25 protein-coding genes are annotated in these 25943 nt (G+C 61.0%); 16 read left to right on the top strand and 9 right to left on the bottom strand.

Translation table 11 applies throughout. From position 1 onward, the window contains the following. Positions 1-472: 472 nt before the first annotated feature. The 4 genes from GVI59_RS16500 to GVI59_RS16485 form a co-directional block, all read right to left on the bottom strand. The gene (locus GVI59_RS16500; RefSeq protein ID WP_173575173.1) at positions 473-688 is read right to left on the bottom strand and encodes a hypothetical protein; all 216 of its coding nucleotides are present in this window, start codon (positions 686-688) and stop codon (positions 473-475) included. A gap of 35 nt (positions 689-723) precedes the next feature. Beyond that, positions 724-1947, bottom strand: coding sequence for a phosphoglycerate kinase (locus tag GVI59_RS16495; protein WP_173575176.1), 1224 nt, complete (start codon positions 1945-1947; stop codon positions 724-726). 112 nt (positions 1948-2059) lie between these two features. Then, positions 2060-3082 carry a type I glyceraldehyde-3-phosphate dehydrogenase gene (gene gap, locus GVI59_RS16490; RefSeq protein WP_173575172.1) on the bottom strand — a complete coding sequence of 341 codons (1023 nt, stop codon included), beginning with the start codon at positions 3080-3082 and terminating at the stop codon, positions 2060-2062. Positions 3083-3110: 28 nt separating this feature from the next. After that, positions 3111-5096, bottom strand: a complete 1986-nt coding sequence (locus GVI59_RS16485) for a transketolase-like TK C-terminal-containing protein (RefSeq protein WP_173575171.1) — start codon at positions 5094-5096, stop codon at positions 3111-3113. A 185-nt stretch (positions 5097-5281) separates the two neighbouring features. On the opposite strand from GVI59_RS16485, the gene GVI59_RS16480 reads away from it, so the two are divergent. Continuing rightward, the gene (locus GVI59_RS16480; RefSeq protein ID WP_173575170.1) at positions 5282-5809 is read left to right on the top strand and encodes a hypothetical protein; all 528 of its coding nucleotides are present in this window, start codon (positions 5282-5284) and stop codon (positions 5807-5809) included. A 266-nt stretch (positions 5810-6075) separates the two neighbouring features. After that, positions 6076-7344, top strand: coding sequence for a 5-aminolevulinate synthase (gene hemA, locus GVI59_RS16475; protein WP_173575169.1), 1269 nt, complete (start codon positions 6076-6078; stop codon positions 7342-7344). Positions 7345-7669: 325 nt separating this feature from the next. Here the strand turns inward: hemA and GVI59_RS16470 are convergent, their stop codons facing one another. Next, positions 7670-9091: a coniferyl aldehyde dehydrogenase gene (locus GVI59_RS16470; RefSeq protein ID WP_173575168.1), complete on the bottom strand. Its 1422-nt coding sequence runs from the start codon at positions 9089-9091 to the stop codon at positions 7670-7672. Between the two features lie 99 nt (positions 9092-9190). On the opposite strand from GVI59_RS16470, the gene GVI59_RS16465 reads away from it, so the two are divergent. Next, positions 9191-9799: a TetR/AcrR family transcriptional regulator gene (locus GVI59_RS16465; protein WP_173575167.1), complete on the top strand. Its 609-nt coding sequence runs from the start codon at positions 9191-9193 to the stop codon at positions 9797-9799. 159 nt (positions 9800-9958) lie between these two features. On the opposite strand, the gene GVI59_RS16460 is transcribed toward GVI59_RS16465, so the two are convergent. Further along, a complete protein-coding gene (locus tag GVI59_RS16460) occupies positions 9959-10324 on the bottom strand; it encodes a hypothetical protein (protein WP_173575166.1) in 366 nt (121 codons plus the stop codon). A 207-nt stretch (positions 10325-10531) separates the two neighbouring features. Further along, positions 10532-11875 carry a DUF445 domain-containing protein gene (locus tag GVI59_RS16455; RefSeq protein WP_242013178.1) on the bottom strand — a complete coding sequence of 448 codons (1344 nt, stop codon included), beginning with the start codon at positions 11873-11875 and terminating at the stop codon, positions 10532-10534. Positions 11876-11945: 70 nt separating this feature from the next. Between GVI59_RS16455 and GVI59_RS16450 the strand changes: the two genes are divergently transcribed. From GVI59_RS16450 to GVI59_RS16410, 9 genes are all read left to right on the top strand, one after another. Then, positions 11946-14846, top strand: a complete 2901-nt coding sequence (locus GVI59_RS16450) for a phosphoenolpyruvate carboxylase (RefSeq protein WP_173575165.1) — start codon at positions 11946-11948, stop codon at positions 14844-14846. Positions 14847-15165: 319 nt separating this feature from the next. Beyond that, a complete protein-coding gene (locus GVI59_RS16445; protein ID WP_232878570.1) occupies positions 15166-15663 on the top strand; it encodes an SUF system Fe-S cluster assembly regulator in 498 nt (165 codons plus the stop codon). Between the two features lie 6 nt (positions 15664-15669). Then, positions 15670-17160, top strand: coding sequence for a Fe-S cluster assembly protein SufB (sufB, locus tag GVI59_RS16440; RefSeq protein ID WP_173575163.1), 1491 nt, complete (start codon positions 15670-15672; stop codon positions 17158-17160). 23 nt (positions 17161-17183) lie between these two features. Then, positions 17184-17954, top strand: a complete 771-nt coding sequence (gene sufC / locus GVI59_RS16435) for a Fe-S cluster assembly ATPase SufC (RefSeq protein WP_173575162.1) — start codon at positions 17184-17186, stop codon at positions 17952-17954. After that, on the top strand, positions 17951-19252 hold the full coding sequence (gene sufD, locus GVI59_RS16430; protein WP_173575161.1) for a Fe-S cluster assembly protein SufD: 1302 nt from the start codon (positions 17951-17953) through the stop codon (positions 19250-19252). Before sufC ends, sufD begins: the two co-directional genes overlap by 4 nt. Beyond that, positions 19249-20460 carry an aminotransferase class V-fold PLP-dependent enzyme gene (locus tag GVI59_RS16425; protein WP_173575160.1) on the top strand — a complete coding sequence of 404 codons (1212 nt, stop codon included), beginning with the start codon at positions 19249-19251 and terminating at the stop codon, positions 20458-20460. The genes sufD and GVI59_RS16425 overlap by 4 nt, the downstream gene beginning before the upstream one ends. Positions 20461-20467: 7 nt before the next feature. Then, positions 20468-20902, top strand: a complete 435-nt coding sequence (gene sufU / locus GVI59_RS16420; protein ID WP_173575159.1) for a Fe-S cluster assembly sulfur transfer protein SufU — start codon at positions 20468-20470, stop codon at positions 20900-20902. Further along, the gene (locus tag GVI59_RS16415; protein WP_173575158.1) at positions 20899-21348 is read left to right on the top strand and encodes an SUF system Fe-S cluster assembly protein; all 450 of its coding nucleotides are present in this window, start codon (positions 20899-20901) and stop codon (positions 21346-21348) included. Before sufU ends, GVI59_RS16415 begins: the two co-directional genes overlap by 4 nt. 16 nt (positions 21349-21364) lie before the next feature. Continuing rightward, positions 21365-21748, top strand: coding sequence for a HesB/IscA family protein (locus GVI59_RS16410; protein ID WP_173575157.1), 384 nt, complete (start codon positions 21365-21367; stop codon positions 21746-21748). 51 nt (positions 21749-21799) lie between these two features. Here the strand turns inward: GVI59_RS16410 and GVI59_RS16405 are convergent, their stop codons facing one another. After that, on the bottom strand, positions 21800-23122 hold the full coding sequence (locus GVI59_RS16405; RefSeq protein ID WP_173575156.1) for a DNA polymerase IV: 1323 nt from the start codon (positions 23120-23122) through the stop codon (positions 21800-21802). Beyond that, positions 23092-24021 (bottom strand): ROK family protein, encoded by a 930-nt coding sequence (locus GVI59_RS16400; RefSeq protein ID WP_173575155.1) that lies wholly within the window; start codon positions 24019-24021, stop codon positions 23092-23094. Before GVI59_RS16400 ends, GVI59_RS16405 begins: the two co-directional genes overlap by 31 nt. Positions 24022-24178: 157 nt before the next feature. Here GVI59_RS16400 and GVI59_RS16395 point away from each other — a divergent pair, with 157 nt between their 5' ends. The 4 genes from GVI59_RS16395 to GVI59_RS16380 form a co-directional block, all read left to right on the top strand. Then, the gene (locus GVI59_RS16395; RefSeq protein WP_173575154.1) at positions 24179-24418 is read left to right on the top strand and encodes a sulfurtransferase TusA family protein; all 240 of its coding nucleotides are present in this window, start codon (positions 24179-24181) and stop codon (positions 24416-24418) included. 156 nt (positions 24419-24574) lie between these two features. Beyond that, positions 24575-24805 carry an exodeoxyribonuclease VII small subunit gene (locus tag GVI59_RS16390; RefSeq protein ID WP_077813594.1) on the top strand — a complete coding sequence of 77 codons (231 nt, stop codon included), beginning with the start codon at positions 24575-24577 and terminating at the stop codon, positions 24803-24805. Positions 24806-24813: 8 nt separating this feature from the next. Continuing rightward, complete coding sequence (locus tag GVI59_RS16385) at positions 24814-25755, top strand: polyprenyl synthetase family protein (protein WP_408736628.1); 942 nt, start codon at positions 24814-24816, stop codon at positions 25753-25755. A gap of 5 nt (positions 25756-25760) precedes the next feature. Then, the coding region (locus tag GVI59_RS16380) for a 1-deoxy-D-xylulose-5-phosphate synthase N-terminal domain-containing protein (RefSeq protein WP_173575153.1) at positions 25761-25943 on the top strand (183 nt) is incomplete at its 3' end.

Genomic DNA, 25943 nt, shown 5'->3' with positions numbered 1-25943 from the left:
GGGGTGGTCAGGGGGTGCGTGAAAGAGTGATGGGTTGCGCTATTTTGTAAAACGCGATCCCGGAATTGTAAAACGTCTTCGCAAAATGGCGGGCTTCTGCGGTTTTGTTTGGGCGATGGTGTCCGCGGCGGGATTCGAACCCACGGCCCCAGGATTCATACCACTTCGGCTTTCGCCGCCGTCGCCAAAAAAAGGCGACGTTCGTGGTCTGGACTGTCCCTTCACCCTGAATCCTTGCGGATCTTTAGGTGCTGCCCGTCCAGTCTCTACACCTTCCCGAAAAGCTTCGGGCTTGGCTCGGGATCGGCATGACCTGAAGAAGCCAAGCGTTCCCCGAATTTGAGCAGATCCACCATGCGGTTTCCCCTCATGGCGCCCAATTATCCAGGAATCCTGTGCTCTATCCTGCTGAGCTACGCGGACACACGCTGTTTGTGTAACGTAGCACGCGGTCCCCTACAAGACGGAAACATCAGATCAGAAGATCAAGATAATACCCGCGGCGTCGGAATACGGGCATCGGACCATCAAGATCCAGACCGCCCATCAGTCCACGGGAACGACGTGATGAAGAGTCTTCAGTCTCATCTGTCTGGGCGCGACCGATGCTTCTTTTACGCCCGGCGCGCGACGCCGTGGCGCGGTCACCCGGTCGGGAAAGGATGGAGATGAGATCGGTCGAAATCATGACGTCAGGTTACCCTGACGCCAATTAAGAGTTTCTTAAAGAGGAGCGACTTCTCGTCCCGCTTCCCCGAGCGAGATTACTCCAGGGAGAAGCTTGCCTTCCAGCCACTCAAGGAACGCGCCGCCTGCCGTCGAAACGTAGCTCATATCATGCAGGACATGGGCATGACGCAGAGCTGACACCGTGTCGCCTCCGCCGGCAACAGTTTTCAGCTTGCCTTCTTTGGTGAGCTTCGCCGCAGCCTGCGCGACAGCATTGGTGCCTTCATCGAAGGGGGGAAGTTCAAACACACCTAGCGGTCCGTTCCAGACCAGTGTCTTCAGCGTGGAAAGCTTCTCTATCAGGAGTGCTCTGGTCTTTGGACCAATATCCAGCGCCATCCATCCATCCGGAATCGCCGTGGCGTCAACCGTTTCCGTCGGCGCACCCGCCATGAAGTCGGAAGCGACAATCACATCGACCGGCAGAACCAGATCACAGCCACGCGCTTTCGCCTTGGCCATGATGTCACGGGCCGTGTCGAACATGCTTTCTTCCTTGACCGAAGTGCCGACCGAAAGGCCCTGCGCCGCGAGGAAGGTATTGGCCATCGCCCCGCCGACCGCCAGCATATCCACTTTTTCAAGAAGATTGTTGAGCAGGTCGAGCTTGGTCGAAATCTTCGCCCCGCCGACGATCGCACCAACAGGACGCTCAGGATTTTCCAGCGCATTTTCCAGTGCGCTCAGTTCGATCTCCATGAGGCGACCAGCGAAGGAGGGGAGGTGATGCGCCACGCCTTCCGTGGAAGCATGCGCGCGATGTGCGGCGGAGAAGGCGTCGTTGACGTAGACATCAGCCAGTGAAGCCAGATTCTTCGCCATTTCCGGATCGTTCTGCTCTTCGCCCGGATAGAAGCGGGTGTTTTCCAGAACAATGACGTCGCCATCTTTCATGGCCGCCGCCGCATCCTGCGCGATCTTGCCCTGACAGTCCGGAACGAATGTCACTTTCTTGCTCAGCACCTTGGCCAGTGCTTCGGAAACCGGTGCAAGCGAGAGTTCGGGGACGACCTTGCCCTTGGGGCGGTCGAAGTGACTGACGACAATCACACGTCCGCCCTTGTCGGACAGTTCCTTGATGGTCGGAGCCAGCCGTTCGATGCGGGTCAGATCGGAGATTGCGCCATCACGCACAGGGACGTTGAGGTCCGCACGGAGGAGGATTTTCTTGCCGCGTGGGTCAAGAGAGTCGAGCGTATTATAGGAGAGGGTAGCCATCGCTTTAGCCTTTCCAGTCGCCCGTGCCGGTAAGCCCGTTCGGGCAGGCACCGTCCGGGAAACATGATCGGGGGTGGCGGTCATGCCAGCGAGGATGACCGCCTGAAAAGTCTCAGAGTGCGCCGAAAACCGCTGCCGTGTCGGACATGCGGTTCGAGAAGCCCCATTCGTTGTCATACCATGCGCAGATGCGGATCAGCTGACCGCCATCGACAAGCGAGGTCTGCGTCGCGTCGAACGTGGAAGACGCCAGAGCATGGTTGAAGTCGCTGCTGACCAGCGGCGCCGTGTTGTAGGCCAGAATGCCCTTCAGCGGACCGGACTCGGACGCCTTCCTGATGGCGTCGTTCACAGCCTCGACCGAGGCAGGGATGTTTTTCGGCACGAAATCGAGGGACACGAGCGAGACGTTCGCCGTCGGGACGCGGATGGCGGTGCCGTCCAGCTTGCCCTTCAGGTGCGGCAGAACCAGACCGACAGCGCGGGCGGCCCCCGTTGAGGTCGGGATCATGTTCAGGCCGGCAGCGCGGGCGCGACGCAGATCCTTGTGCAGCGTATCCACCGTGCGCTGGTCACCCGTGTAGGAATGGATCGTCACCATGTAGCCGCGCACGATGCCGAACGCGTCGTCAAGAACCTTGGCGACCGGCGCGAGGCAGTTCGTCGTGCAGGATGCGTTGGAGATGACCGTCATGTCGGAAGTCAGGATGTCCTGATTCACGCCATAAACGATGGTCGCGTCCACGGCGTCGCCCGGAGCGGAGATGATGACCTTGCGCGCACCGGCTGCGAGCAGCGGGGAAGCCTTCTCCTTGGAGGTGAACAGGCCCGTGCATTCCATGGCGACATCGACGCCCTGAAGCGGCACCTTGGACGGGTCGCGCTCGGAAGACACGGTGATCGGGTCCCATGTGCGGCCATTTGCAGTGATGTGCAGCTTGTTGCCGTCCACCTTCACTTCAGCCGGGAAACGACCATGCACACTGTCATAGGACAGGAGGTGAGCGTTGTCTTCCACGCTGCCAAGATCATTGATGACCACAGGCACAACGTCTGTCCGACCGCTCTCAATAATGCCGCGCAGGACGAGGCGACCGATGCGACCGAACCCGTTGATCGCGATTTTGACTGCCATCTGCTCTGTCTCCGTCTTGTTCTTCTTTTTATCGCCCCGCAACAGGGCGCTGGTTGGACTTTACGATGGGGGACGGGCGTAGTCGCGGGTCCCCTCCGCGTTTCTGGGTTTCCATACGCGCACGGGCCTCCTGCTTCCGTTCCACTCCCAGCAGGGCGCGGACACGTGTGCAGACGACATCCGGCGTAAGGCCAGAACTCTGGTATAACGGGTCGAACCCGGATGCTACTCCGAATTCCTCACTTCCGATGAAAATTCCTGTGTCCCCGAGCCAGCGCTCCCATCCGAAGCCGGAAGCCGCCTCGATCGCAACACGTGGACACTGTCCCAGAACGGCCTTGCGATAGGTGCTGCTCTGCTTTTCGAACAGTTCCCAGCAGGGCAGGGACACCACCGCAGCGAGGATGCCTTCACTCTCAAGCCGATGCCGCGCCTGAAGCGCCAGGGTGACTTCAGGACCGGAGGCGATCAGCGTCACGGCGCGATGGCTGGAACCGCCTTTCGCCTCAAGCAGCACATAACCGCCCTGCTCGGTTTTACGGATGGACGGCACGGCGATGTCAGTGGGCGCGGGAAGGGTGTTCTGATTGCCGACTGTAGAATCTTGCCGGGGATGTCGTGCAAGAACAATGACGGCGGGACCATGCCGCCATGCCAGAGCGGCCAGCCACGCCGCCGCGACTTCCTGCGAATCCGCCGGGCGAAACAGCGCCAGATTGGGCATGGCGCGCAGGCTGGCGAGCTGTTCAACCTGTTGCCACGGCGGGCAGGCGGACGCCTCGGGGTCATCCTCGATCAGCACGAAAAGGAGCCGTTCCCGCGAGAGTGCTGCGAACCGCAGGGCCGGACGCATGCGATCCGCCGAGGAAAGATTGGCTGTGCCGCAGGGCAGTATGCTCCCATGCAGCGCCAGCCCGTTCATGAAACCGACCATTGCGGGTTCACGGGGACCGCAGGCGAAAATCTCCGCCTCGCCGGGTGAGCTGGCAGCGCTCTTGGGAGCATGTTCTGCGGACATCGAGACAAACTCGGGCAGCAGGTCCGCGAGGCGTTCCCGAGCTTCCACACCTGAGCGCAGTAGGGTGAGCTCAGGTCCATCCTCTTCATGTTCCGATAACTGATGCGCACTGGAATAGCGCAGAAAGTCATCCTCAAGACGGGCTGGCGTGCGACGTTCGAGCGTGCGTTCGAACTCGGCCCGCAGCGGATGCCGGGTCAGTCTGCGCAACCACGACCGCTGGACGGAGCCGCGTCGCCTGGGAGCGGAAGAGTTGGCAGGCGGCGTGGTGTCGGTCGTTTTAGGGGATGAGGGGAGAGTTTTACCCGATGTCTCACACAGAATGAGACGGGGTTTCCGGACGCGGGGCGTGGCGGCCAGAACCTGTGCAATGGCGGTCGTATCGTCACCGTCGAGACGCCGGATGCTCCAGCCGGAGGCTTCAATCCTGTCCACAGCCAGCGAGAGGTCCGCCTTCTCCTCAGGTGCGGAGGAGGCTGATGCGACAATGACTGTCAGGCGATCCAGATGAAACCGGTCGGCCAGCGCCGCAGCCTCCAGCGCCACGCCGGTTTCAAGGTCTCCCGGCAGGGCCAGCAGCCATGTGCGATGATCGACAAGGGAACGGCCGAAGCGTCCGGCAAGAATTTTCTCGGCCAGCGTCATGCCGCAGGCGGCGGCGATGGCCTGCCCCGGCAAGGCTCCCGCCAGTCCGAACAGCTCCGTCGCGGCGCTGGAAGGAGCGGAGGTCGAGACGAGATTGAGGAACGCATTACGCAGAGGGAGCAGGCGGGTCGACGAGACAAAAAAACGGTCCCGATCCGGCCAGAGCGGACTTTCAGGATCAAATCGGACGGCCTGCTGCCAGAGAAGGGCCGAGACGAGCCAGAACGGATGCGGAATATCCTGTATGGCCGTAGCGGCCATACCCTTGGTCCTGAGAGCCGCTGTGCGGGCTTCTTCGGCAAAGGTCAGAGGGTCGTCTGAAAATATGGGAAGGTGTGGCTTGCGAGCCATCCGGGGTCTGTCCAGACTGCAGATAACGTGGAAATCGGGTCGGAAAGAGTGCGTCAGTCGTCAGTATAATTAAGCGTCGGGTCTGTTTTCCCGCAAGTATTCCCCGGGAAAGGATTTCGCTCATTGCGCAGGAGCGGTATGCACGCAGCTTGCTCCACGCCCAACTTCCTGCGACCGTCTGAACCATGCCGTCTGATTCCTCTTCCGCCAGCAAGGCGCCCGTTCCGCGTTTGCAGGGCTCCATGCCTTCCTTTTCTCCGCGCCGGAGGAGTGTCCTTCGCGGCAGCGTCATGGGTGCGGCCGTTCTGGCTCTCGACGGATGTGGCCTGCTGGACCAGCGCACCTTCAATCCCCGCGCGTCCAGACCGCCCAAAGTCTACATTCCACCGCCACCGCCGGGGCCACCGCCCATTCCACCACTGATTCAGCTTGTGGCCGGAACGCCGGAGCAGGAATGGGGTGGACCGGTGCGGGCGGTCGTCAGAAAGGCTCTGGATCGCAAGCCGAACATCCTGTTTCAGGTGCAGGCCGTGGCGCCGCCCGGAGCCGATCCGGATGCGACTCGCACCGCCCTGTCTCGTCTGGTGTCGTCCGATGCGCAGGCCGTGACCGATGCAATCGTTGCCGCCGGAGCCTCTCCTGCACAGGTGGAGATGTCCGCCATGCCGGATTCGACAGTGACGGAGCCCACCATACGGGTATATGTTCGTTGAATGTTTCCGACCGACACATGGTCTTCATGCGTCGGCAACCTGAATGTGCTCTGTTTCGCAAAGTATGTTCGGAATGGAAGCAGGGCCAGAGTCGCAGGCACGGTCGTCTTCGTCAGCAGGGGATTTATCTTCAGTCCAGCAGGGCGGAAGAGGGTTTCTGACGGGGCGTTCTGTTACCTGTTGTGGACATCAGGGCCGGCAGAGCGCCGTAAAAAATAAGTAAAGTCCGCTTCCGGCGGACTGGCCAGAAGCAGGAGTGGGGCAGGGTGACGATTCGTAACGCGAGACACCCGTTTTACGATTTTTGTGATGAGGCGCTCGCCGGTATCAGAAAACAGGGACGATACCGGACTTTCACCCCACTGGCCCGCGATGCCGAGCGGTATCCGGTCTATGAGGAAGCGCTCCCGGAAACCGATATCAGCCGGGAAGTCGTGGTCTGGTCATCAAATGACTATCTCGGCATGGGCGTGGAGCCGGAGGTTTGTGAGGCCGCTATCAGCGCCATCCGTGAGCACGGAGCCGGAGCGGGCGGCACGCGCAACATTGCGGGCACCAGTCCGCTCCACAAGGCGCTGGAAGCCGAACTGGCGGCGCTTCACGGCAAGGAAGCCGGACTGCTGTTTGGCTCGGGTTACGTGTCCAATCAGGCCAGCCTCCAGACAATTCTCACCTCCATGCCAGGCTGGATATGCTTTTCCGATCGTCTGAACCATGCGTCCATGATCGCCGGTATCAAGGGCGCACGTGGCTCCACGACAGTCATCTACGAGCACAATGACCTCGCAGACCTTGAAGCGAAACTGGCGGCGGCTCCTGCCGATGCGCCCAAGCTGATCGCGTTCGAGAGCGTCTATTCCATGGACGGCGATATTTCGGATATTGCTGGCACCTGTGCGCTGGCCCGCAAATACAACGCCCTGACCTACATCGACGAGGTCCATGCTGTCGGTCTCTATGGCGAGCAGGGCGGCGGCGTCACCCAGCGCGATGGTGTCGCCGATCAGGTGGACATCATTGAAGGCACGCTGGCCAAGGGGTTCGGCGTGCATGGCGGTTACATCACGGCGTCGAGCCAGATCGTCGATTACCTGCGCTCCACGGCCTCCGGCTTCATCTTCACAACGTCCCTGCCGCCTTCAGTCGTGGCGGCGGCACTGGCCAGCGTGAAGATGGTGCGCGCGCAGAACTGGCGGCGGGAGAAGATGTTCGAGCGGGTGAACACCTTCCGCGCCAAGATGCGGGCGGCGGGCGTGGCGTTCACCATGACGCCGAGCCACATCGTTCCTGTGCCTGTCGGTAATGCCGAACGGTGCAAGGTCATCAGCAAGCGGCTTCTGAACGAATACGGGCTGTATGCGACCCCCATCAACTACCCGACGGTCCCTCAGGGAACGGAAAGGCTGCGTCTGACGCCCGGACCGTTCCATACGGACGAGATGATGGACGAGATGGTGACGGCGCTGAAAACCCTGTTCGCGGAGGTTCCGCTGGCGGCATTCTCAAAAGAACCTGCTCTGACGGAAGCAGCCTGAGACGGGGCTCTCCGTAAAGGGGGCGGGTCGGCTGTCCCGTGTGCGGCGCGGGACAGAAGTTTCTCCGGGAAGTCGGAACGGGCTCGAAAGAACTGCATCTCTTTGGGGAATGCGGGTTAAAGGTCCATCTTGAGCGCTTCCCGGTAGCGGCCAGCGCTTTCAGAAAATCGCCAACCTGCTGGCTCCGGAGTGGTGGCTACAGACAGCCGGAAACATCGCTGGCGGCCGCGCCGGAGTGAGGCAGAATAAGCGGAGTGCCGACGACCCGTGACAGCCCGGGAAGAGTCATCTCCGGGTGGAAACATGCCGCCCATCCGTTTTCCGCTTATCGCAGAATGAAATTCGTGATGATCTCCGCCAGTTTTCCAAAAGGCGGCTGAAGCAGTGTCGCCGCATTGAAACGACCCTGTTTGTAAATGCCGCGAGGGTGAGTGAGCGTCATGAACCCTTCCTTCCCATGATACGCCCCGATGCCGCTATCCCCTACGCCGCCGAACGGCAGGTCGTCCTGCACGTAGTGCATCAATGTGCCGTTGATCGTGACGTTCCCTGAAATCGTGCGGTTGAGAAGTCTGTCCCGCTCGGCGCACTTTTCTCCAAAGTAATACAGGGCCAGTGGTCGGGGGCGGGCGTTGATGAAGGCGATCGCGTCGTCGAGTGTCCTGTAGGTCAGCACCGGCAGGACTGGCCCGAAAATCTCCTCCTGCATCACCGCCATCTCTGGTGTGACATTCAGCAGAAGAACCGGCGCAAGAACATGACTGGCGGCTGAATCGCTGCCCATCCTGATGACGCGGGCGCCATGTTTCTCCGCGTCGCTGACCAGACCGCTCAGCCGCTCATAGTGATGCTGGTTCAGAATGGCGGTGTAATCAGGGGATCCGGCGTATCCACCCGGATGTAGCTCTTTCACAGCCGCCTGATAGGCCGTGGCGAAAGCTTCCTGTTCCCCCTCGTGAATCAGCACATAATCCGGCGAGATGCAGGTCTGTCCGGCGTTGGTCAGCTTGCCGAAAGCTATGCGGTTCGCCGCCCGTTGCAGCGAAGAGCCGGCCTCAATGACCACAGGGGATTTGCCGCCCAGTTCCAGCGTGACCGGGGTCAGGTTGTGTGCGGCTGCCTCGGCGACCTTTTTGCCGACTGCCGTGCTGCCGGTGAACAGGATATGATCGAAGGGCAGGGAAGAGAACGCCGCGCCCACTTCGGCGTCGCCAGTGACGACGGCAACCTGCTCAGGAGGAAAGACAGACTGCACGATCTGACTGATCACTGCGGACGTGGCTGGCGTGAGTTCCGACGGTTTGAGCATGGCGCGGTTACCGGCCGCAATCGCTGTCGCTAGCGGCACGAGGGCCAGCGAGACCGGATAGTTCCACGGCGCGATAATGCCCACGACCCCCAGCGGCTGCCGGACCACCCATGCGCGCCCGCACTGGAAATAGGCTGATACGTGACGACGCTCCGGTTTCATCCAGTGCCCCAGATGCGCGATCATGTAATTGATCGACTGCACCAGCGGGATCAGTTCCACAATGGCGCTTTCCCGTTCGGATCTCTGACCGAAATCGGTTTTCAGGGCGCGTACGATCTCGGGACGTCGCTTCAGGATTTCGGCTTTCAGGCGACGCAGGTCTGCGCGTCGTTGCGCCTTTCCGGGTGGTCCTTTTCGCATGAACGCAGCGCGCTGGCGGTCGAGAATACGGTGCAGGTCGGCGGAGGTAACGGTAGCTGAAACAGTATCGGACATTGCGTCCTCCATGTTTACAGGAGAAACTTGTGCAGGCAGAATATTGAGCATGACGTTTGGGTGTCAATGAAAGTTTCTTGTGTAAACATGGCCTCACGAATGAGTGAAACGAAGGAACGTCCCTATCATCACGGCGATCTGCGTCGCGCGCTGATCGACACGGCGCTCGCCATGCTGACCGCGGACCAGAACTGGGCCTTCACCCTGCGGGAAGTGGCTCGGCGCACCGGCGTCAGCCATGCCGCTCCCTACAAGCATTTCCGTGACAGGGAAGAGCTGCTTCGGGAACTGGCCCGGATCGGTTTCGTCAGGCTCGGGGAGGCCATGACGACAGCCATATCGTCAGACAGCGCGTCCGCACGCGAAAAACTTGTCGCCGGAGCACAGGCCTGCATCGATTTCGCGTTGCGGAATTCCGGTCTTTATCGGTTGATGTTCAGTGCCGACGCCGACAAGACCGCAGACCAGCCACTCCATGACGCGGCCATGGACACGTTCGGAATCCTCCTGCGTCTGCTGGAAGACGGGCAACGTGACGGCAGCTTCCAGCCGGTCGCGATCAGCGCGCAGGCGGCGGCCTGCTGGGCGCAGGTGCATGGTCTGGCCATGCTGGCGATCAGTGGTCAGCTTCTGGAGGAGAAGGTCGGAAAGGAGCCGGTGCGGGCTGCGCTCGACGTGCTGCTGGAGGGACTCTGTCGCGGGAACTGAGAGGAGCGGGACTTCACAGCCGCTTTTCCGAATCAGACGGGTCGATCATCCCGAAGGAGTGGCCGCCAGCGTCAGCCGTCGGGTCTGTTGGCTATCTTCCCATAAAAAAGGGGTGCCGGGTTATAAAAACCCGACACCCCCTGTCTGCCGTAAAGCCGATCAAGGAGTCGGAACGGACGGTGCTGCCGGAACAGCCGGAGCCGAAACAGAAGGAGCAGCCGGAACGGAAGGAGCAGCCGGAACGGAAGGAACTGCCGGGACGGACGGCGCGGTCGGAGCTGCTGCGCCGATAGCAGGCACCTTGTCCTGCTGGGCAGCGGACAGGCTCTTCGCATTCAGGTCAGCCGTGCCTGCATCGGTGGATTTGCTTTCCGCCTTCTCGGCGTCCGTCTTCGTCTTGGAAGAGGATTTGTGGTGCTTGTGGTGAGAGCGTGCGGCAGCAGGCTGGGCTGCTGACACGACCAGAGCAGGCGCACCCACCATCAGTGTTGCTGCGAGAAGGGCCTTTGAAGCGAAGAACCGCATGACGGTATCCTTATGAGTTTGTCTGGCCCGATGGGGGCCTTCATCAAGACAGATGTTGCCACTGTCTCTCCCGTCCTGAGATACACCGGATTACAAAAGAGGGGGAGTACTTACGGCAGGAACTTTTAAAGGTATTTTCAGGGCGACAGGCCTGCTTCCCGCTATGAGCAGATGTTCTGAACCGCCTTCTGCTCCGTCATTCGCCGGTTACTGGCCGTTGATCCCGAAAACAAGCGAGAGAATCAGGGACAGGATGGCGCCCACTCCAAAGCCGACCAGTGTGCCATTGACGCGGACATACTGAAGATCCCGGCCGACCCGCAGCTCCAGCTTTTCGGAAACGACATCCGCATCCCAGTTGCCGACCACGGTGGCGATGAAGGTCGTCAGATGCTCCCGCAGATAAGGCAGGGACCGGGTGATGCCTTTTCTCGCCGCTTCCTCGATGCGCTGGCGCATGGCGGGATCTTCCCGCGCCTGAATCGCCATGCGGCTCAGCGTCTCGCGGACCAGCGTGGAGGTCCAGCCATCATCACGCGTGATGTCCGCCTCGATCATGCGTTTCATGCGCGCCCAGATGTCCGCGCCCCAGCCCACCATGGATTCATGGGAGAAGACCGAACGCAGTGTGTGGGAAATCTCCTCGGAACGGCTGGGGTCCAGCTCGATCCGGTCAATTTCGCTACGGACCCATTCCGTGAAGCCTTCCCGGATGGCGGAATCTTCCGGATTGATGCGATCCAGCTCTTCACTGGCCGCGGCCAGCACCTTGTTGGCAATGGATCCGCCGATCGCCCAACCGACCAGCCTGCCCCCCTGCTCGCGCACACGGGCCTCGATCATGGCCCGGAGCGCGGGCTCCTTGGCCTGTAATCCCGATTTCAGTTGCCGCAGAAGAAAACTGAGCACTTCCTGATGCTGGTTGCCGTCCACGAGGGAACGCAGACCGCGCGCAATGACCGGACTAAGATTGCTGCCGCCAAGCAGAAGGGGGAGGCTCTTTCCAATGGCCGCGCTCGCCCGACCGTCCTCAAGCCGTTCCAGCATCTGCGGAACCGCGCCCATCAGGCTGCTGGTCAGCGTGTTGGCTGTTGCGGGATCGGACAGGATATTGGCGACAAAGCCGGGCAGATCGACCCTGGAAAGAACACGACCGATTTCTTCTTCGGTAAAGACCTGCGTTGTGACAAACCGCCCCAGCGCGAGGCCAAGCCGCTCCTTCTGCGCCGGGATGATCGCCGTATGCGGGATCGGCAGACCGAGCGGATGGCGAAACAGCGCCGTGACGGCGAACCAGTCCGCCAGTCCGCCGACGACACCCGCCTTGGCGCCAGCCCGCAATGTGCCGAGCCACAGACTTTCGTGAAGCAGACCATAGGCAGGGGCGAGATAACCCACCGTTGTCAGACCGGCCATCAGGGCCAGAAGGCTGGTCGCCGCCCGTTTCTGGCGCGCCAGAGTGCGGTGGGCTTCATCATCCGGGTGCGTCTGCGTGTTCATCACGAGGTTAATAGCATCGGCAGGACGCTCTTCCCAAATGCGCTTCGACATGCTCCGATAAGGTTGCTGTATCGTATCATCCTGTCGATCATGCCCGTTCTTATGACAGAGAGAAGTTTCAATGGCTGCTGCGCATTCGTCTCCCGGTTTTCCGCTGATTGCGAAGGGCGGCGCTCTTTCTGCCGGTGCCCGCGCCATTCTGGCGATGGGAAATCTTCATGATGGAGCGGAAGAAGGAGAGGAATACACCCAGCCCCCAGCGGAAGTGACGGGGAATGATGTCCTGTCGACAGCCTGGCGTGTCTCCACCCTGCTGGAACAGGGCAAGGCGTCTCTTGCTGACCTGCAAATCGTCATCAGGCACTTACGTGATGACGCCTTTCTGCGGCGGGCGACACGGTTGCACCGTTATCCGGGGGGAACCAGTTCTTCTGTCACCGAAGACCGCCTGAAAGGTGTGGTCCGGCAGGTTCTGGATACGGCGTTTGGCCGCACGAACGACAGCGAAGGGGCCGACGTCCCATCTCGCACGGCCACGGAAGCGCTTGCCTGTTTCAGGAATGAGCTCGAGCGCACCCGGTACGCGGCTGTTTTTACGGCGCACCCGACCTTTGCGGTCGCAAACGAGGTGTATGCGGCGCTCGCCAGCTACGCGTCTGCCCCGGAGCCGCAGGATGTCGCGCCGGATATGCTTTCACATCGTCGCAAGGCCCCTCCCACGCTGGAGGAAGAATTCACGCTCGCCTCAGCAGCGATCCTCCGGGGGCGGGACGCGCTCGACAGGCTGAATGTGGAACTGCTCGGCGCGGCGAGTGAAACATGGCCGGAAGCCTGGTCCTCCATCGTCCCCCGTCCGATCATCATGACGAGCTGGGTGGGATATGACACGGACGGACGCACGGATATTGGCTGGTGGGACACGCTCCGCCTGCGTCTGAAGATGAAGCTGTTCCAGTTGCAGCGGCTTCGTCAGCAGATTGTCGATTCCGGCGCCGAAGCGGCCACGCTGCTGAGCCGCCTGTCCCGCGCCTGCTACACGGTGGAAGCCCAGATCGCGGCCTGTCCGAAAAGTGCTGATCTGGAAGCGACGGTGGAGTTCGCCACCCTCATCGTGGATCACAAGGAAGCCGCCATTCTTGATCCGGCTGTGCTGGGCGACGCATTGCAGGATGTGATCGACACGGCCTCTCCGGAAGCCGCCCTGTCGGTCGCCGTCGCCCGGGCGGGGTTCTTTGCGCATGGCATGTCGGCGTCCCACAGCCATACACGCCTGAACGCCACGCAGCTTCACAATGTGATCCGCCAGCGTCTGCGTTTTACGGACGATCCCGCCGACCCGGCCCACCGTCGGGCGCTGCTGGCCCATATCAACGAGGCGCTGGAAAGCGTCTCCGCCGTGCCGGTCGATTTCGGGGCGCTGCTGGTCGAGCAGGCCTCCGCCGCCAGGCTGATGATGACGGTCGCCCAGATCGTCAAGCATATCGATTCGACGACACTGGTCCGGTTCCTGATCGCAGAGACGGAGAGCGGCTACACGCTGCTGGCGGCTCTCTGGCTCGCCAGGCATTTCGGGATCGACGACAAGATCGAGATTTCGCCGCTGTTCGAGACGCGTGAAGCCCTGATGGGGGGAGCGCATATCATTGAGGAAGCGCTCCGCTCTCCCCACTGGCGGGAATATCTCCGCAAGACCGGGCGGCTCTGCCTTCAGTTCGGTTACTCCGATTCCGGTCGTTATGTGGGGCAGCTTGCCGCGACCTATCTGATCGAAAGGCTGCGCCTGAAGATCCTTGATCTGCTCCATGTCTGGGATATGGAGGATGTCGAGGTCGTTCTGTTCGACACACATGGCGAGAGCGTTGGACGCGGTGGTCATCCCTTCCGCCTGTCTGATCGATTCGCGTATCTTTCGCCCATGCATGTGCGGGCCAAGTTCGCTGAACGCGGCGTGAAATACCGTGAGGAAAGCGCGTTTCAGGGCGGCGACGGCTATCTGCTGTTCGGAACGCCGGAACTGGCGACGGCGAGTGTGGTCACCATCGCGGAACATACATTCGAACCCGCCACCCGCCATGACGATCCGGTCTATGACGAGCCCGATTTTTCCTCGGATTTCTTCTCCACGATCGCTGACGCCATGACAGGACTGGTGGCGGACCCCGGTTACGCCGATGTGCTCGGGGCGTTCGGTCCGTCCCTGATCGACAAGACCGGCTCGCGCCCTGCGGCGCGTCAGAGCGAGGGCGGCGGCGTGTCGCCACGGATCACGCATCCGAGCCAGCTCCGGGCGATCCCGAATAACGCCATTCTTCAGCAGCTTGGCTGGTGCGCGAACACCATTCAGGGGCTCGGCTCGGCGGCGCGTCGTCATCCGGAGACGTTCGAGACGTTCCGGGAGGGCAGCGCCCGGTTCCGGCGTGCGCTCGATTTCGCCGCGCACGCGCTGGCGCATTCGGATGATCAGGTTCTGCGCAGCGTGATCTGGCTGCTGGATCCGGGTTACTGGCTGGACCGGGCAACCGCCGAGCCGCGTTCAGGCAAGCGTGAGCGCTATCTCTCGGTGATGCATGATCTGGAGCGACTGGATTTCTGGGCGGACACGCAGTCCATGTTCCGCCGGATACAGGAGGATCATCTGGCCCTGCGGTCCATCTGGCCGGAGGCCCCGACCATTCATCCGGCTGAAAAGCTGCTGCACGCCATCCGGATTGCCCTGATCGAAAAGATATGGGTGCTGGCGACCCAGATTCCGTTCTTCATGCCGCGCGGGAATTTCACCCGCGAGGTGATGATGCAGCGTATTCTCTGTCTGGAAATCCCGTCCGTGCTGCGGGAACTGGACGCCATCTTCCCGAGAGGCGGCTCTAAACTGGATTACAATTTCCATGAACCTGCCGGACCGCAGGTGGATAACTCCTACAGTCAGGAACATGACGAGATATTCCAGCCCATGCGGGAGATGTTCCAGATGATGCGCGAAATCAGCGTGGCGCTCATGCACGGGATCGGCGCGTTCGGCTGATACGGACGACTTTATGGGGTGATGGTTGGAGAAGCTGACGGGATCTGTCTGTCTCTGAAAAGAGGCGGCAGGTTCCTTCGTCCTTAATTTGTTGATGATAAACGGTTTCCAAAGGCACGCCTTTGGCGGGGGCAGGGCAGAGCCCAAAACCTTCAGACACTTGTTCTGGACGGTCTGTCGGCAGGGTGCAGCATTGCGCTCTGCCGTGATCTCTCACGAGGCTTTGAGCTTGACGTGAGGCCTCCGGCGTTCCATCTGTCCTTAAACAGGACCGAATTGGTCCTCAATGGCGGAAGCCCCGCCGCAACGGACGGAAACCATGCTCAGGCTGTCGAAACTGGCGGATTACGCTGTTCTGACCCTCGTTAACCTTGGACGGCATGATGGCGTTGTCACGTCACCAGCCCTTGCGGTCGAGACCGGCGTGCCGGAGCCGACCGTGGCCAAGGTTCTCAAGGCGCTGGCTTCTGATGGCCTGCTCGTTTCCCAGCGCGGAGCGCGGGGTGGTTATCGACTGGCCCTGAAGCCGGAAGAGATTTCCATAGCACGGGTCATCACCGCTGTGGATGGGCCGATCTCATTGACGGCATGCGTCACTGGCGGGGCTGGGTGCGACAATGGTGACTGCACTCTTTACGGCAGTTGGGATGTAGTGAATGACGCCATCCGGGATACGCTGTCCGGAATTTCCATCGCCCGGATGGCTGAGATGAGCAATGCGCCGGGCCGCAGGCGATCGGTTGAAAAGGTGTCCGCGGACACCGCGCCGCAAGGCAACAGGGCGACGGCCGCAACGGCCGGGACGTTTGGAGGATAGTGGGTCATGCCAGCCGTTACAGAAACCCGTGAGCAGGTCGAGAAGCTCGGCAAGTCCTCCTATGAATGGGGCTTTGAGACCGACATCGAGATGGATGTCGCGCCGAAAGGCCTGAATGAAGACATCATCCGTCTGATCTCGACCCGCAAGGAAGAGCCGGAATGGATGCTGGAATGGCGTCTTGCGGCCTATCGCTCCTGGCTGAAGATGAAGGAGCCGACCTGGGCCAAGGTCACGCATCCGCCGATCGACTACCAGGACGTGCATTACTATGCCGCCCCGAAAAAGAAGGACGGCCCGAAGTCTCTGGAAGAGGTCGATCCGGAACTGCTGCGGACCTACGAGAAGCTGGGCATTCCGCTGCATGAGCAGGCGATGCTGGCGGGCGTGGAAGTGCCGGAGGGCGAGGAAGCCCGTCTGCCGGTGGCGGTGGACGCCGTGTTCGACAGCGTGTCCGTGGCCACGACCTTCCGCAAGACGCTCTCGGAAGCGGGCGTGATCTTCTGCCCGATCTCGGAAGCGATCCGCGATTATCCTGATCTGGTGAAGCAGTATATCGGCAGCGTCGTGCCGGTCGCCGACAATTTCTATGCGGCCCTGAACTCGGCGGTGTTTACGGACGGTTCGTTCGTGTTCGTGCCGAAGGGCGTGCGCTGCCCGATGGAACTGTCCACCTATTTCCGCATCAATGCCAAGAACACGGGACAGTTCGAGCGGACGCTGATCATTGTCGAGGACGGGGCTTCAGTCTCCTACCTCGAAGGCTGCACCGCGCCGATGCGCGATGAAAACCAGCTTCATGCAGCGGTCGTGGAACTGGTGGCGATGGAAGATGCGTCCATCAAATACAGCACGGTGCAGAACTGGTATCCGGGCGACGAGAACGGACGCGGCGGCATCTACAACTTTGTCACCAAGCGTGGGGCCTGTCGTGGCGCACGCGCCAAGATTTCATGGACGCAGGTGGAAACCGGCTCGGCCATTACATGGAAGTATCCGTCCTGCATCCTGCAGGGTGAGGATTCCGTGGGAGAGTTCTACTCGGTGGCGGTGACCAACAATCACCAGCAGGCCGACACGGGCACCAAGATGATCCATCTGGGCCGGAACAGCCGTTCGACGATCATCGCCAAGACCATCAGCGCTGGAAAGTCCGACAGCACCTATCGCGGGCAGGTGAAGATCATGCCGAGAGCGTCGGGCGCGCGGAACTTTACCCAGTGCGACAGCCTGCTGATCGGCGATCAGTGCGGTGCGCACACCGTGCCCTATATCGAAAGCCGGAACATGACGGCGCGTGTGGAACATGAAGCCACCACGTCGAAGATTTCCGAAGACCAGATGTTCTACTGCCGTCAGCGCGGTCTTTCTCAGGAAGATGCCGTTGGTCTGATCGTCAACGGATTCTGCAAGGAAGTTCTCAAGGAGCTTCCCATGGAGTTCGCCGTGGAAGCGCAGAAACTGTTGCAGATCAGTCTTGAAGGCAGCGTCGGCTGAACGTGCGGAGAGGAATGGAAGAAATGAGCGAATTACTGAAGATTTCCGGCCTGCACGCCAGCATTGACGCCGACGGCGCCCCCAAGGAAATCCTGCGTGGCGTCGATCTGGTCATCCCGCCGGGTGAAGTGCACGCGATCATGGGACCGAACGGCTGCGGCAAGTCCACCCTGTCCTATGTCCTCGCCGGTCGTGAGGATTATGAGGTCACGGCAGGATCGGCTCTGTTCAAGGGTGAGGATCTGCTGGCGATGGAGCCGGAAGAGCGGGCGGCAGCCGGTATCTTCCTTGCATTTCAGACGCCGGTGGAACTGCCCGGCGTCAACAACGCTAATTTCCTGCGCACCGCCGTCAACGCTGTCCGCCGTGCGCGCAACGCGCCGGAACTGGACGCTGTCGGATTTCTGAAAGCTGTTCGCGCCGCCACGAAGAATCTCTCGATGGCTGACGATATGCTCAAGCGTAATGTCAATGTCGGCTTCTCCGGCGGTGAGAAGAAGCGCAATGAAGTGCTTCAGATGACCATGCTTCAGCCGACGCTGGCCATTCTCGATGAGACGGACAGCGGTCTGGACGTCGATGCGCTGCGGATTGTCGCAGAGGGTGTGCAGAATCTTCGCTCACCGGACTTCTCTGCGCTGGTGATTACCCATCACCAGAAGCTGCTCGATTATCTCGGCCCGGATCGCGTGCATGTCATGGCGAAGGGGCGCGTCATCCGTAGTGGTGGTCCGGAACTGGCCAAGCAGATCAACGAGGAAGGTTATGCAGCCTTTCTCAAGGAGGCGGCATGAACGCCATCGCACCGATCACGCTGAGTCTTGAGCCGTTTGCGGCGCGTCTTTCCGATGTGAAAGGCGAGGACCGCAAGGCCGCCGCTGGTGCTCTGGCCCGCACAGGGCTTCCGACACCGCGTGTCGAGGCGTGGCATTACACCAATCTGCGGGCGCTCTCGGGACGTATCTTTTCCGATGCGCCCGTAGGGTTTGACGAATCCGCCGCTCAGGCAGCGCTGGCGCGTATCCTGCCGCCAGACGCAGCGATTGCAGCCCTTCCGCGGCTGGTGCTGGTGAATGGCCGGTTTGCGCCGTCCCTGTCATCGACGGACCTGCCGGAAGGCGTGTCCTGCACATCCTTTGTCCAGTCACCGGATTTCGGGATACTGGCGTCTCCCGACCGTGAGGGCATGGTCGCGCTGAACACTGCGCTGGCTGATGACGGTGTGCAGGTCACTGTGGCTCCCGGCACGCAGGCCGGGCAGGTCGTTCTCGTCTCTCTGGCGCTTGGCACGGAAAGCGATGTGTCATTCCATCCGCGTCATAGCATCACTCTTGGGGAGGAGGCATCGCTCTCGGTCATCGAGATCGCCGCCTCTGAAAATGCTGGCGCTTATCTGCATAATCCGGTTCTGACATGCGCGATTGCTGAGAAAGCCCATCTCACGCATGTGAAGATCCAGCAGGAAGCCGAGAACGCTGTCCATCTGGCGACCGTTTATGCCGATATCGCCGTACGGGCCGCCTATGACAGCTTCACGCTTGGTCTTGGCTCGGTTCTGGCGCGTCATGAAGTGCATGCCACGATGCATGGCGATCATGCTGCCGTGCATGTAAATGGCGCACAGCTTCTGGCGGCTTCGCAGGTTGGCGACATTACCAGCGTGATTGCGCACGCTGCGCCAGACTGCATCTCGCGTCAGACCGTGCGCAATGTTCTGTCTGACCGGGCGCGCGCCGTGTTTCAGGGCAAGGTTCTGGTCGAGCGCGTTGCGCAGAAGACCGATGGCTATCAGATGAATCAGGCTCTGCTGCTGTCGCCGTCTGCCGAGATAAACGCCAAGCCGGAGCTTGAGATTTACGCAGACGACGTCAAGTGCAGTCATGGTGCGACAGTCGGCGCGCTGGATGATGACCAGCTTTTCTATCTGCGCAGTCGCGGTATCCCCGACGATCAGGCGCGTCAGATGCTGGTTGAGGCTTTTCTGGTTGAAACCGTTGATCTTGTCGAAGACGAAGCGCTGCGGACAGTGTTGCATCAGGCGCTCGCAGCAGCCCTGAGCCAGCGCGTTGGTGCTGCGGAGAAAACCGCATGAACATCGCTGAAATCAGAGCGCAGTTTCCGATCCTGTCGGAAAAGGTCCACGGAAAGCCGCTGGTTTTTCTGGACAGCGCGGCGTCGGCCCAGAAGCCGGATGTGGTCATCGACGCGATGGCGCAGATGATGCGCTCGCAATATGCGAACATTCATCGTGGTCTGCACTGGATGAGCGAACGGGCGACCGAAGCCTATGAGGTCTCCCGGAACCGGGTGGCGTCTTTCCTCGGTGGCGCGCGTGAGGAGATTGTCTTTACCCGCAACAGCACCGAGGCGATCAATCTTGTCGCCTACTCCTACGGCAGTCTGCTGAAGCCGGGACAGGCCGTGCTGATTTCCGAAATGGAACATCACGCCAATCTGGTGCCGTGGCAGATGCTGCGTGACCGGGCCGGGATCGAGCTGCGTGTCGCACCCATCACCGATGACGGTGATCTCGATCTGGACGCCTATGGTCGACTGCTTTCAGACGGCAGGGTCGCTCTGGTCGCCATCACGCACATGTCGAACGTGCTGGGCACCATCACACCGGCCGAGCGTCTGGTGACGATGGCGCATGACGCAGGCGCGAAAATCCTGCTTGATGGCAGTCAGGCGGTAGTGCATCGCAAGATCGATGTGCAGAAACTCGGCGTTGATTTCTACGTCTTTACCGGCCATAAGCTTTATGGTCCGACAGGCATCGGCGTGCTGTGGGCGCGTCGGGAACTGCTGGAAGCCATGCCGCCCTTCATGGGTGGCGGCGACATGATTTCGCATGTGACGTTCGAACGGTCCACCTGGGCGCCCATTCCGGCAAAATTCGAGGCAGGCACGCCAGCGATTGTGGAAGCCATCGGGCTCGGAACCGCCATCGACTGGGTCGAGAACATTGGCTACGAGGCCATCGGTGCGCATGAGGCGGCACTGACAGCGCATGCCCTGCGTGTGCTGCCTGAGGTTCCGGGTTTCTCTGTTGTCGGAAAGCCGAAAGAGCGCGGTGGCGTCATCTCCTTTACGATGGAAGACGTGCATCCGCATGACATCGCCACGCTGCTGGACCGGAACGGGATTGCGGTCAGGGCCGGGCATCACTGCGCCGAGCCCCTGATGCACCGTCTGGGTCTGACGGCCACTGCACGCGCCAGCTTCGGCATTTATACGACCGAAGAAGAGATCGACACACTTGCGGAAACGCTCAGGCGTATCCGGCAGTTTTTCGTATAGGGCGGTCATGGACGGATCATCCTGTTACGATGCGCTGATCCTCTCCCGCTCCCGCAAGCCTGAGTTTTCGGGGAGCGTGGAAGAGGAGACGGCGACGGTGCAGGGGAATAACCCCGTATGCGGCGATCGTGTGACGCTCTCGCTGCGTGCGACCGACGGGACCATTCACGCTGTTCGTCACCAGACGCGCGGCTGTGCGATCTGCATGGCCTCTGCTGATCTGATGGCGGAGGCCGTGACAGGCAGTTCCATTACTGACGCCCTTGAACTGGGGCGTCGGTTTGCCGATATGCTTGAGACGCCTTCTTCGCAGAACATGATTGCGGATGAGGATGTTTTACCCGTGGGGTTACAGGCATTCCGCCCTTTGAGAACCCATCGCTCCCGCCTGCGGTGTGCGACATTGCCCTGGACAGCGCTGGGGGAGGCGCTCACTCAATGACCGATACCATGCCCGCACAGGACGAACGCAAGATGACGTCGCAGGACACCGAGTTGTCAGTTGAAAACAAGGATACTGCACAGGCGCAGCAGGGGCAGGTTGCGCACTGGACGCCCGACGGGGAAGTGCAGCCGACGACGGGCGCACCTTCCGAGGACGCCGTGATCGACGCCATCGCTACGGTGCATGATCCGGAAATTCCGGTGAATATTTATGAACTCGGCCTCATCTACGCGATTGATCTGCATGATGACGGCCGGGTGAAGGTTGAAATGACCCTCACGGCTCCCAACTGCCCAAGCGCGCAGGAACTGCCCGTGCAGGTGAGGGAAGCCGTGGAGAAGGTGCCGGGCGTCACTTCCGCGGAGGTCGATGTCGTGTGGGATCCGCCGTGGGATATGTCGCGCATGAGCGACGAGGCCCGCCTTGCCCTCAACATGTTCTGAGTCCGGAGACGCCGAGATGAACACACAGACTTCAGCAGGCCAGACTCCCTCCCGTCCGGTGCGTGAACTGCCGCCGGTCATCACGCTGTCGGAGAAAGCCGCCGATCGTCTGCGGACGCTCTATAAAGGCGCGAACGCCGGACAGTTGCTGCGTATCTCGGTCAGCACCAAAGGCTGCTCAGGACACGCCTACGATATGAACTTTGTCGATGAGGCGGGAACGCCCGGCGATGAGCGTGTCACTAGTCAGGGCGTGACGGTGCTGATCGACCAGAAGGCGGTACTGTTTCTGATCGGGTCACAGATGGATTATCAGACGGGCGATTTCGAGTCCGGTTTTGTGTTCAGCAATCCCAATGAAAAAGGCCGCTGTGGCTGCGGGATGAGCTTTCACGTCTGATCTGACAGTTTTTCGTCGCTCCGCCGTCGTGGTGACGCTGGTCAGAGCCTGTTACTGCTCCGACCTGTCGCCCAGCGACCGTCCCCGTTGAATGGCAGCCTTCCCAAATCGCGAGCGTAGCGTGTCGATCGCCTGCTGCATGGCGACCCGACTCTGGGTCTGCATGTCAGCAAGATCGGGCGGATCGGCGTCATCCAGTGGCGCAAGGCCGTTTGAGCCGAGGCCAATCAGCCGGAAAGCCGTATCGCCGACTTCCGCAGCGAGGAGCGTTCGGGCAGCCTGAAACAGGCGGTCTGGAAGAACGGTCGGCGTATGCAGTTTCATTGCCCGACTATGGGTCTGGAAACTGGCCGTGCGCAGCTTGAGTGAAATCCCCTGTGTGGAAACTTCCTTGCGTTTCAAGCGAAGCGCAAGCTGTTCGCAGAGATCCCACAATTCCCGTTCCAGCAGGGTCGTATCGCGGATGTCCCGCGTGAATGTCACTTCGGTGCTGACGGATTTTACCGGATGGAAAGGCGTGACCTTGCGGGAACTTTCGCCTCTCGCTCTGGCCACCAGTTCCGGTCCACGCGGTCCCAATCGACGGAACGCCTCTTCCGTTGTCAGAGACGCGACTGCGCCGAGTCTTGTCAGGCCAAGCCTCTGAAGCGATTCTTCCTGCGCCTTGCCTATCCCCGGCAGGAGTCTGACCGATTTGTCAGCCAGCCATTCCCGGGCTTCAGTGCCGATCACGCCATAGCCACGCGGTTTGTCGATCCCTGCGGCAAGCTTGGCCATCAGCGTATTGGTGGCGAGACCGATGGAAATCGTCACGCCAAGCTCTTTCTCCACCCGCAGGGCCAGTCGTGCGACCACGACACAGGGTGGCGCTCCGTGCAGTTCACGGGTGCCGGAGAGATCCAGCACAGCTTCGTCGATGGATTTGACTTCCACCAGCGGCGTCAGTTCACGCATCATGACCCGGATGTGCTCGGCCACGACCCGATAGGCCGAGATGTCGGGAGAGAGAACCACGGCATCCGGGCAGAGTTCACGGGCGCGGCGCATTGGCATGGCGGAGCGGGCGCCGGTCAGGCGGGCGATATAGCAGGCCGTACTGACGACCCCGCGCTCACCCGTGCCGCCCACGAGAAGAGGTTTCCCTTTCAGTTCAGGGCGACGCTGCTTCTCGACGCTGGCGAAAAAGGCGTCGCAATCGACGTGGGCGATGGAAAGGCGGGTCAGTTCAGGATGGGAGACCAGTCGGCGGGAGCCGCAGGTCGGGCAGCGTGAGACGGCTGCGCCGCCCTGTGGCCAGAACAGGTTTGGGCAGTCCCGGCACAGAACCGGGTATTTGCCTGCATTTAGCGGATTTCCTCGATGTCCCAAAGCCATGCAGCCCCCCGGACACCTGAACTGTCTCCATGTTTGTTGACAAGCAGTTCTGTCCTGCACACGGGCGTAATGACATTGCGCGGGAGCAGGCCCGGCACGCGTGCGAGGGTGGCTTTCAGGTTGGACACGCCGCCGCCGAAGACGATGGCGTCGGGATCCAGAAGGTTGATGATGAGAGAGCAGGCGCGGGCCAGATAGTCCACATAGGAATCAAGGGCCGCCTGCGCTTTCCTGTCACCGGCGGCTGCTGCTTCCTCGATGCCTTCCGCGCTGCGGGACCCTTCACCTTTCCATGCCGCCGCCAGAGCCGGGCCGCACAGGAAGCGCTCGAGACATCCCTCGTTTCCACAGAAGCAGCGCGGCATCGGGAACTCTTCCAGGCGCGGCCAGGGAAGGGGGATATGCCCCCATTCACCCGCGATATGATGACGCCCGCTGAGCAGTTTGCGGTTCACGACAAGACCGCCGCCCATGCCGGAGCCGATGATCACGCCGAATACGATATTGCGTCCGCTTGCCGCGCCGTCGATGGCCTCCGACAGGGCGAAGCAGTTGGCGTCGTTTTCAACGCGGACCTGACGCCCCGTGACCTGGGGGAGATCGACGCCGAACGGCATGGCGTTCAGCCATGTGGCGTTGGCGTTCTTGATCAGGCCTGTCGTGTCGTCGATCGAGCCGGGTATGCCGATTCCGAAAGGCAGACGCGCGCCCCGACTGCTTTCGTCCACTCCCAGTTTTGCGGTCGTGGCGTCCAGCAGATCCCGGATGGCGATCATCATGGGTTCGTATGATCCCGGATTCGGCACGCGTTCACGCAGAAGGATATCCCCGGCCGGGCTCATGGCCACGACTTCGATCTTGGTGCCACCCAGGTCGATTCCAAGGCGTATGCTGTTCATGCTGACTGTCCGTTACTGCGTATCGTGCGAAACGATCTGTTAAGATTACTTCAAAGCAGATAGTGCAGTCATGTTCCAGACCCGGGCAGAATTCAGGGATGGGAAAACAGTCCGGCGTTACGCGCAGTTAAGGTGCTGGCAATCAGGGAGAGAAAACATGAGCGAGACTCTTCTGGATGTGAGAGGTCTCTCCTGTCCGTTGCCCGTCCTGAAAGCCAACAGGGCCCTCCGGACGCTTGCCGCCGGAGACCATCTCCGCGTGCTGGCGACTGATCGTGCGTCTTCAGCCGATTTTCGCAGCTTCTGCCGGGAGACCGGGCATGCCCTTGTCGCATTCGGAGAGGAGGCGGGTGTGCTGTCTTTCGTGATCCGCAAAAAGAATGACGAACCTGCCTGAGTGGGTCACTGACCTGATGCGGAGAGGCGACATCTGCTGCAAAATCGTCAATTTCGCAGGGAAAAGTAGCCTCTGAATTTCACCTTCGGTCTTGGCATCGGCGTGTCTGCGGGGTAAGGGCAGCGGCTTGATGACCCATTGAGGATGCTATTTGACATGACGGGCGAGACGAATTCCCTGTCCTTCGAGGACGCCCTCACCGAGCTTGAGCGTATCGTTCGGAGCCTTGAAGGCGGACAGCTCAAGCTCGAAGAGGCCATCACATCCTATGAACGCGGTGCGGCATTACGTGCTCACTGTGAAAGTAAACTGCGCGAGGCTGAAGAGCGCGTGCAGGCTATCGTCAAACGGGCTGACGGCTCACTTGACGCCAAGAACGTGGATTGAAGTTCGTCATGACCAACCCCGGCGCAAGCCAAAGCCCCGCTTCTTCCAGCGAGTCATCTGAAGCGCTGAGCACGTCCCTCAAGCAACGCGCTGCTGCCGTGGAGGTCATGCTTGATCGGCTGATCCCCCGCGTGGATGGACCTGAGGCGCGCGTGATCGACGCCATGCGTTATGCAACGCTGGGAGGCGGCAAGCGCCTGCGTGGGTATCTTGTGGCGGAAGTGGCGTCCCTGTTCCCGGATCAGAATGGCGAGGATGGGGCCTATCGCGCTGCGGCTTCGGTCGAGATGCTGCATGCCTATTCCCTCGTGCATGACGATCTGCCTGCGATGGATGACGATGATCTTCGCCGTGGTCAGCCGTCCACCCATCGCAAATTCGATGAGGCGACAGCCATTCTTGCTGGCGATGCGCTCCAGACGCGCGCCTTCGAGGTGCTGGCCGAGACTGAGACGCACCCGGATGCGGCTGTCCGTATCCAGCTGGTGCTGGCTCTGGCGCAGGCTTCCGGTGCAGCCGGTATGGTCGGCGGTCAGATGATCGACATGGAAGGCGAGGGACGCGCCCTTTCCCTCAAGGAAGTCAGTCATCTCCACGCTCTGAAGACCGGTTGCCTGATTCGCTATTCGGCTGAGGCCGGTGCGATTCTGGGCGGTGCGAATCCCGAACAGCGCGAGCGTATCGCAAGTTACGGTCGTGATATCGGCGCAGCCTTCCAGATCGCAGACGATGTTCTGGACGCGACGGCGACCGAGGAAGAACTCGGTAAGACGGCTGGCAAGGATCAGGCTGCCGAGAAGTCCACTTTCGTGGCGCTGCTTGGTATCGACGGCGCACGCAAGGAAGCCGGGAAGCTGGCCGAGCGCGCCTGTCATGCCCTCGATATCTTTGGTGAGAAAGCTGATCGGCTGCGCGACCTTGCGCGCTACGTCGTAGAGCGCAGGAGCTGAAAGCCATGAGCGATACGTCAGGATCCATCCCCACGCGTGGGCGCTTTCCTTTACTGGACCGTGTTTCGCACCCTGTAGACCTGCGGAACCTGTCGGTCGACCAGCTGAAGCAGGTCGCGGACGAGCTTCGCTCCGAGACGGTCGAGACGGTGTCCACGACGGGCGGTCATCTCGGCGCATCGCTGGGC

The sequence above is a fragment of the Acetobacter sicerae genome (assembly GCF_011516765.1).
GTDB lineage: Bacteria > Pseudomonadota > Alphaproteobacteria > Acetobacterales > Acetobacteraceae > Acetobacter > Acetobacter sicerae.
The sequence above is the reverse complement of the archived record's forward strand: the minus strand, read 5'-3'. Positions and strand labels throughout refer to the sequence as shown.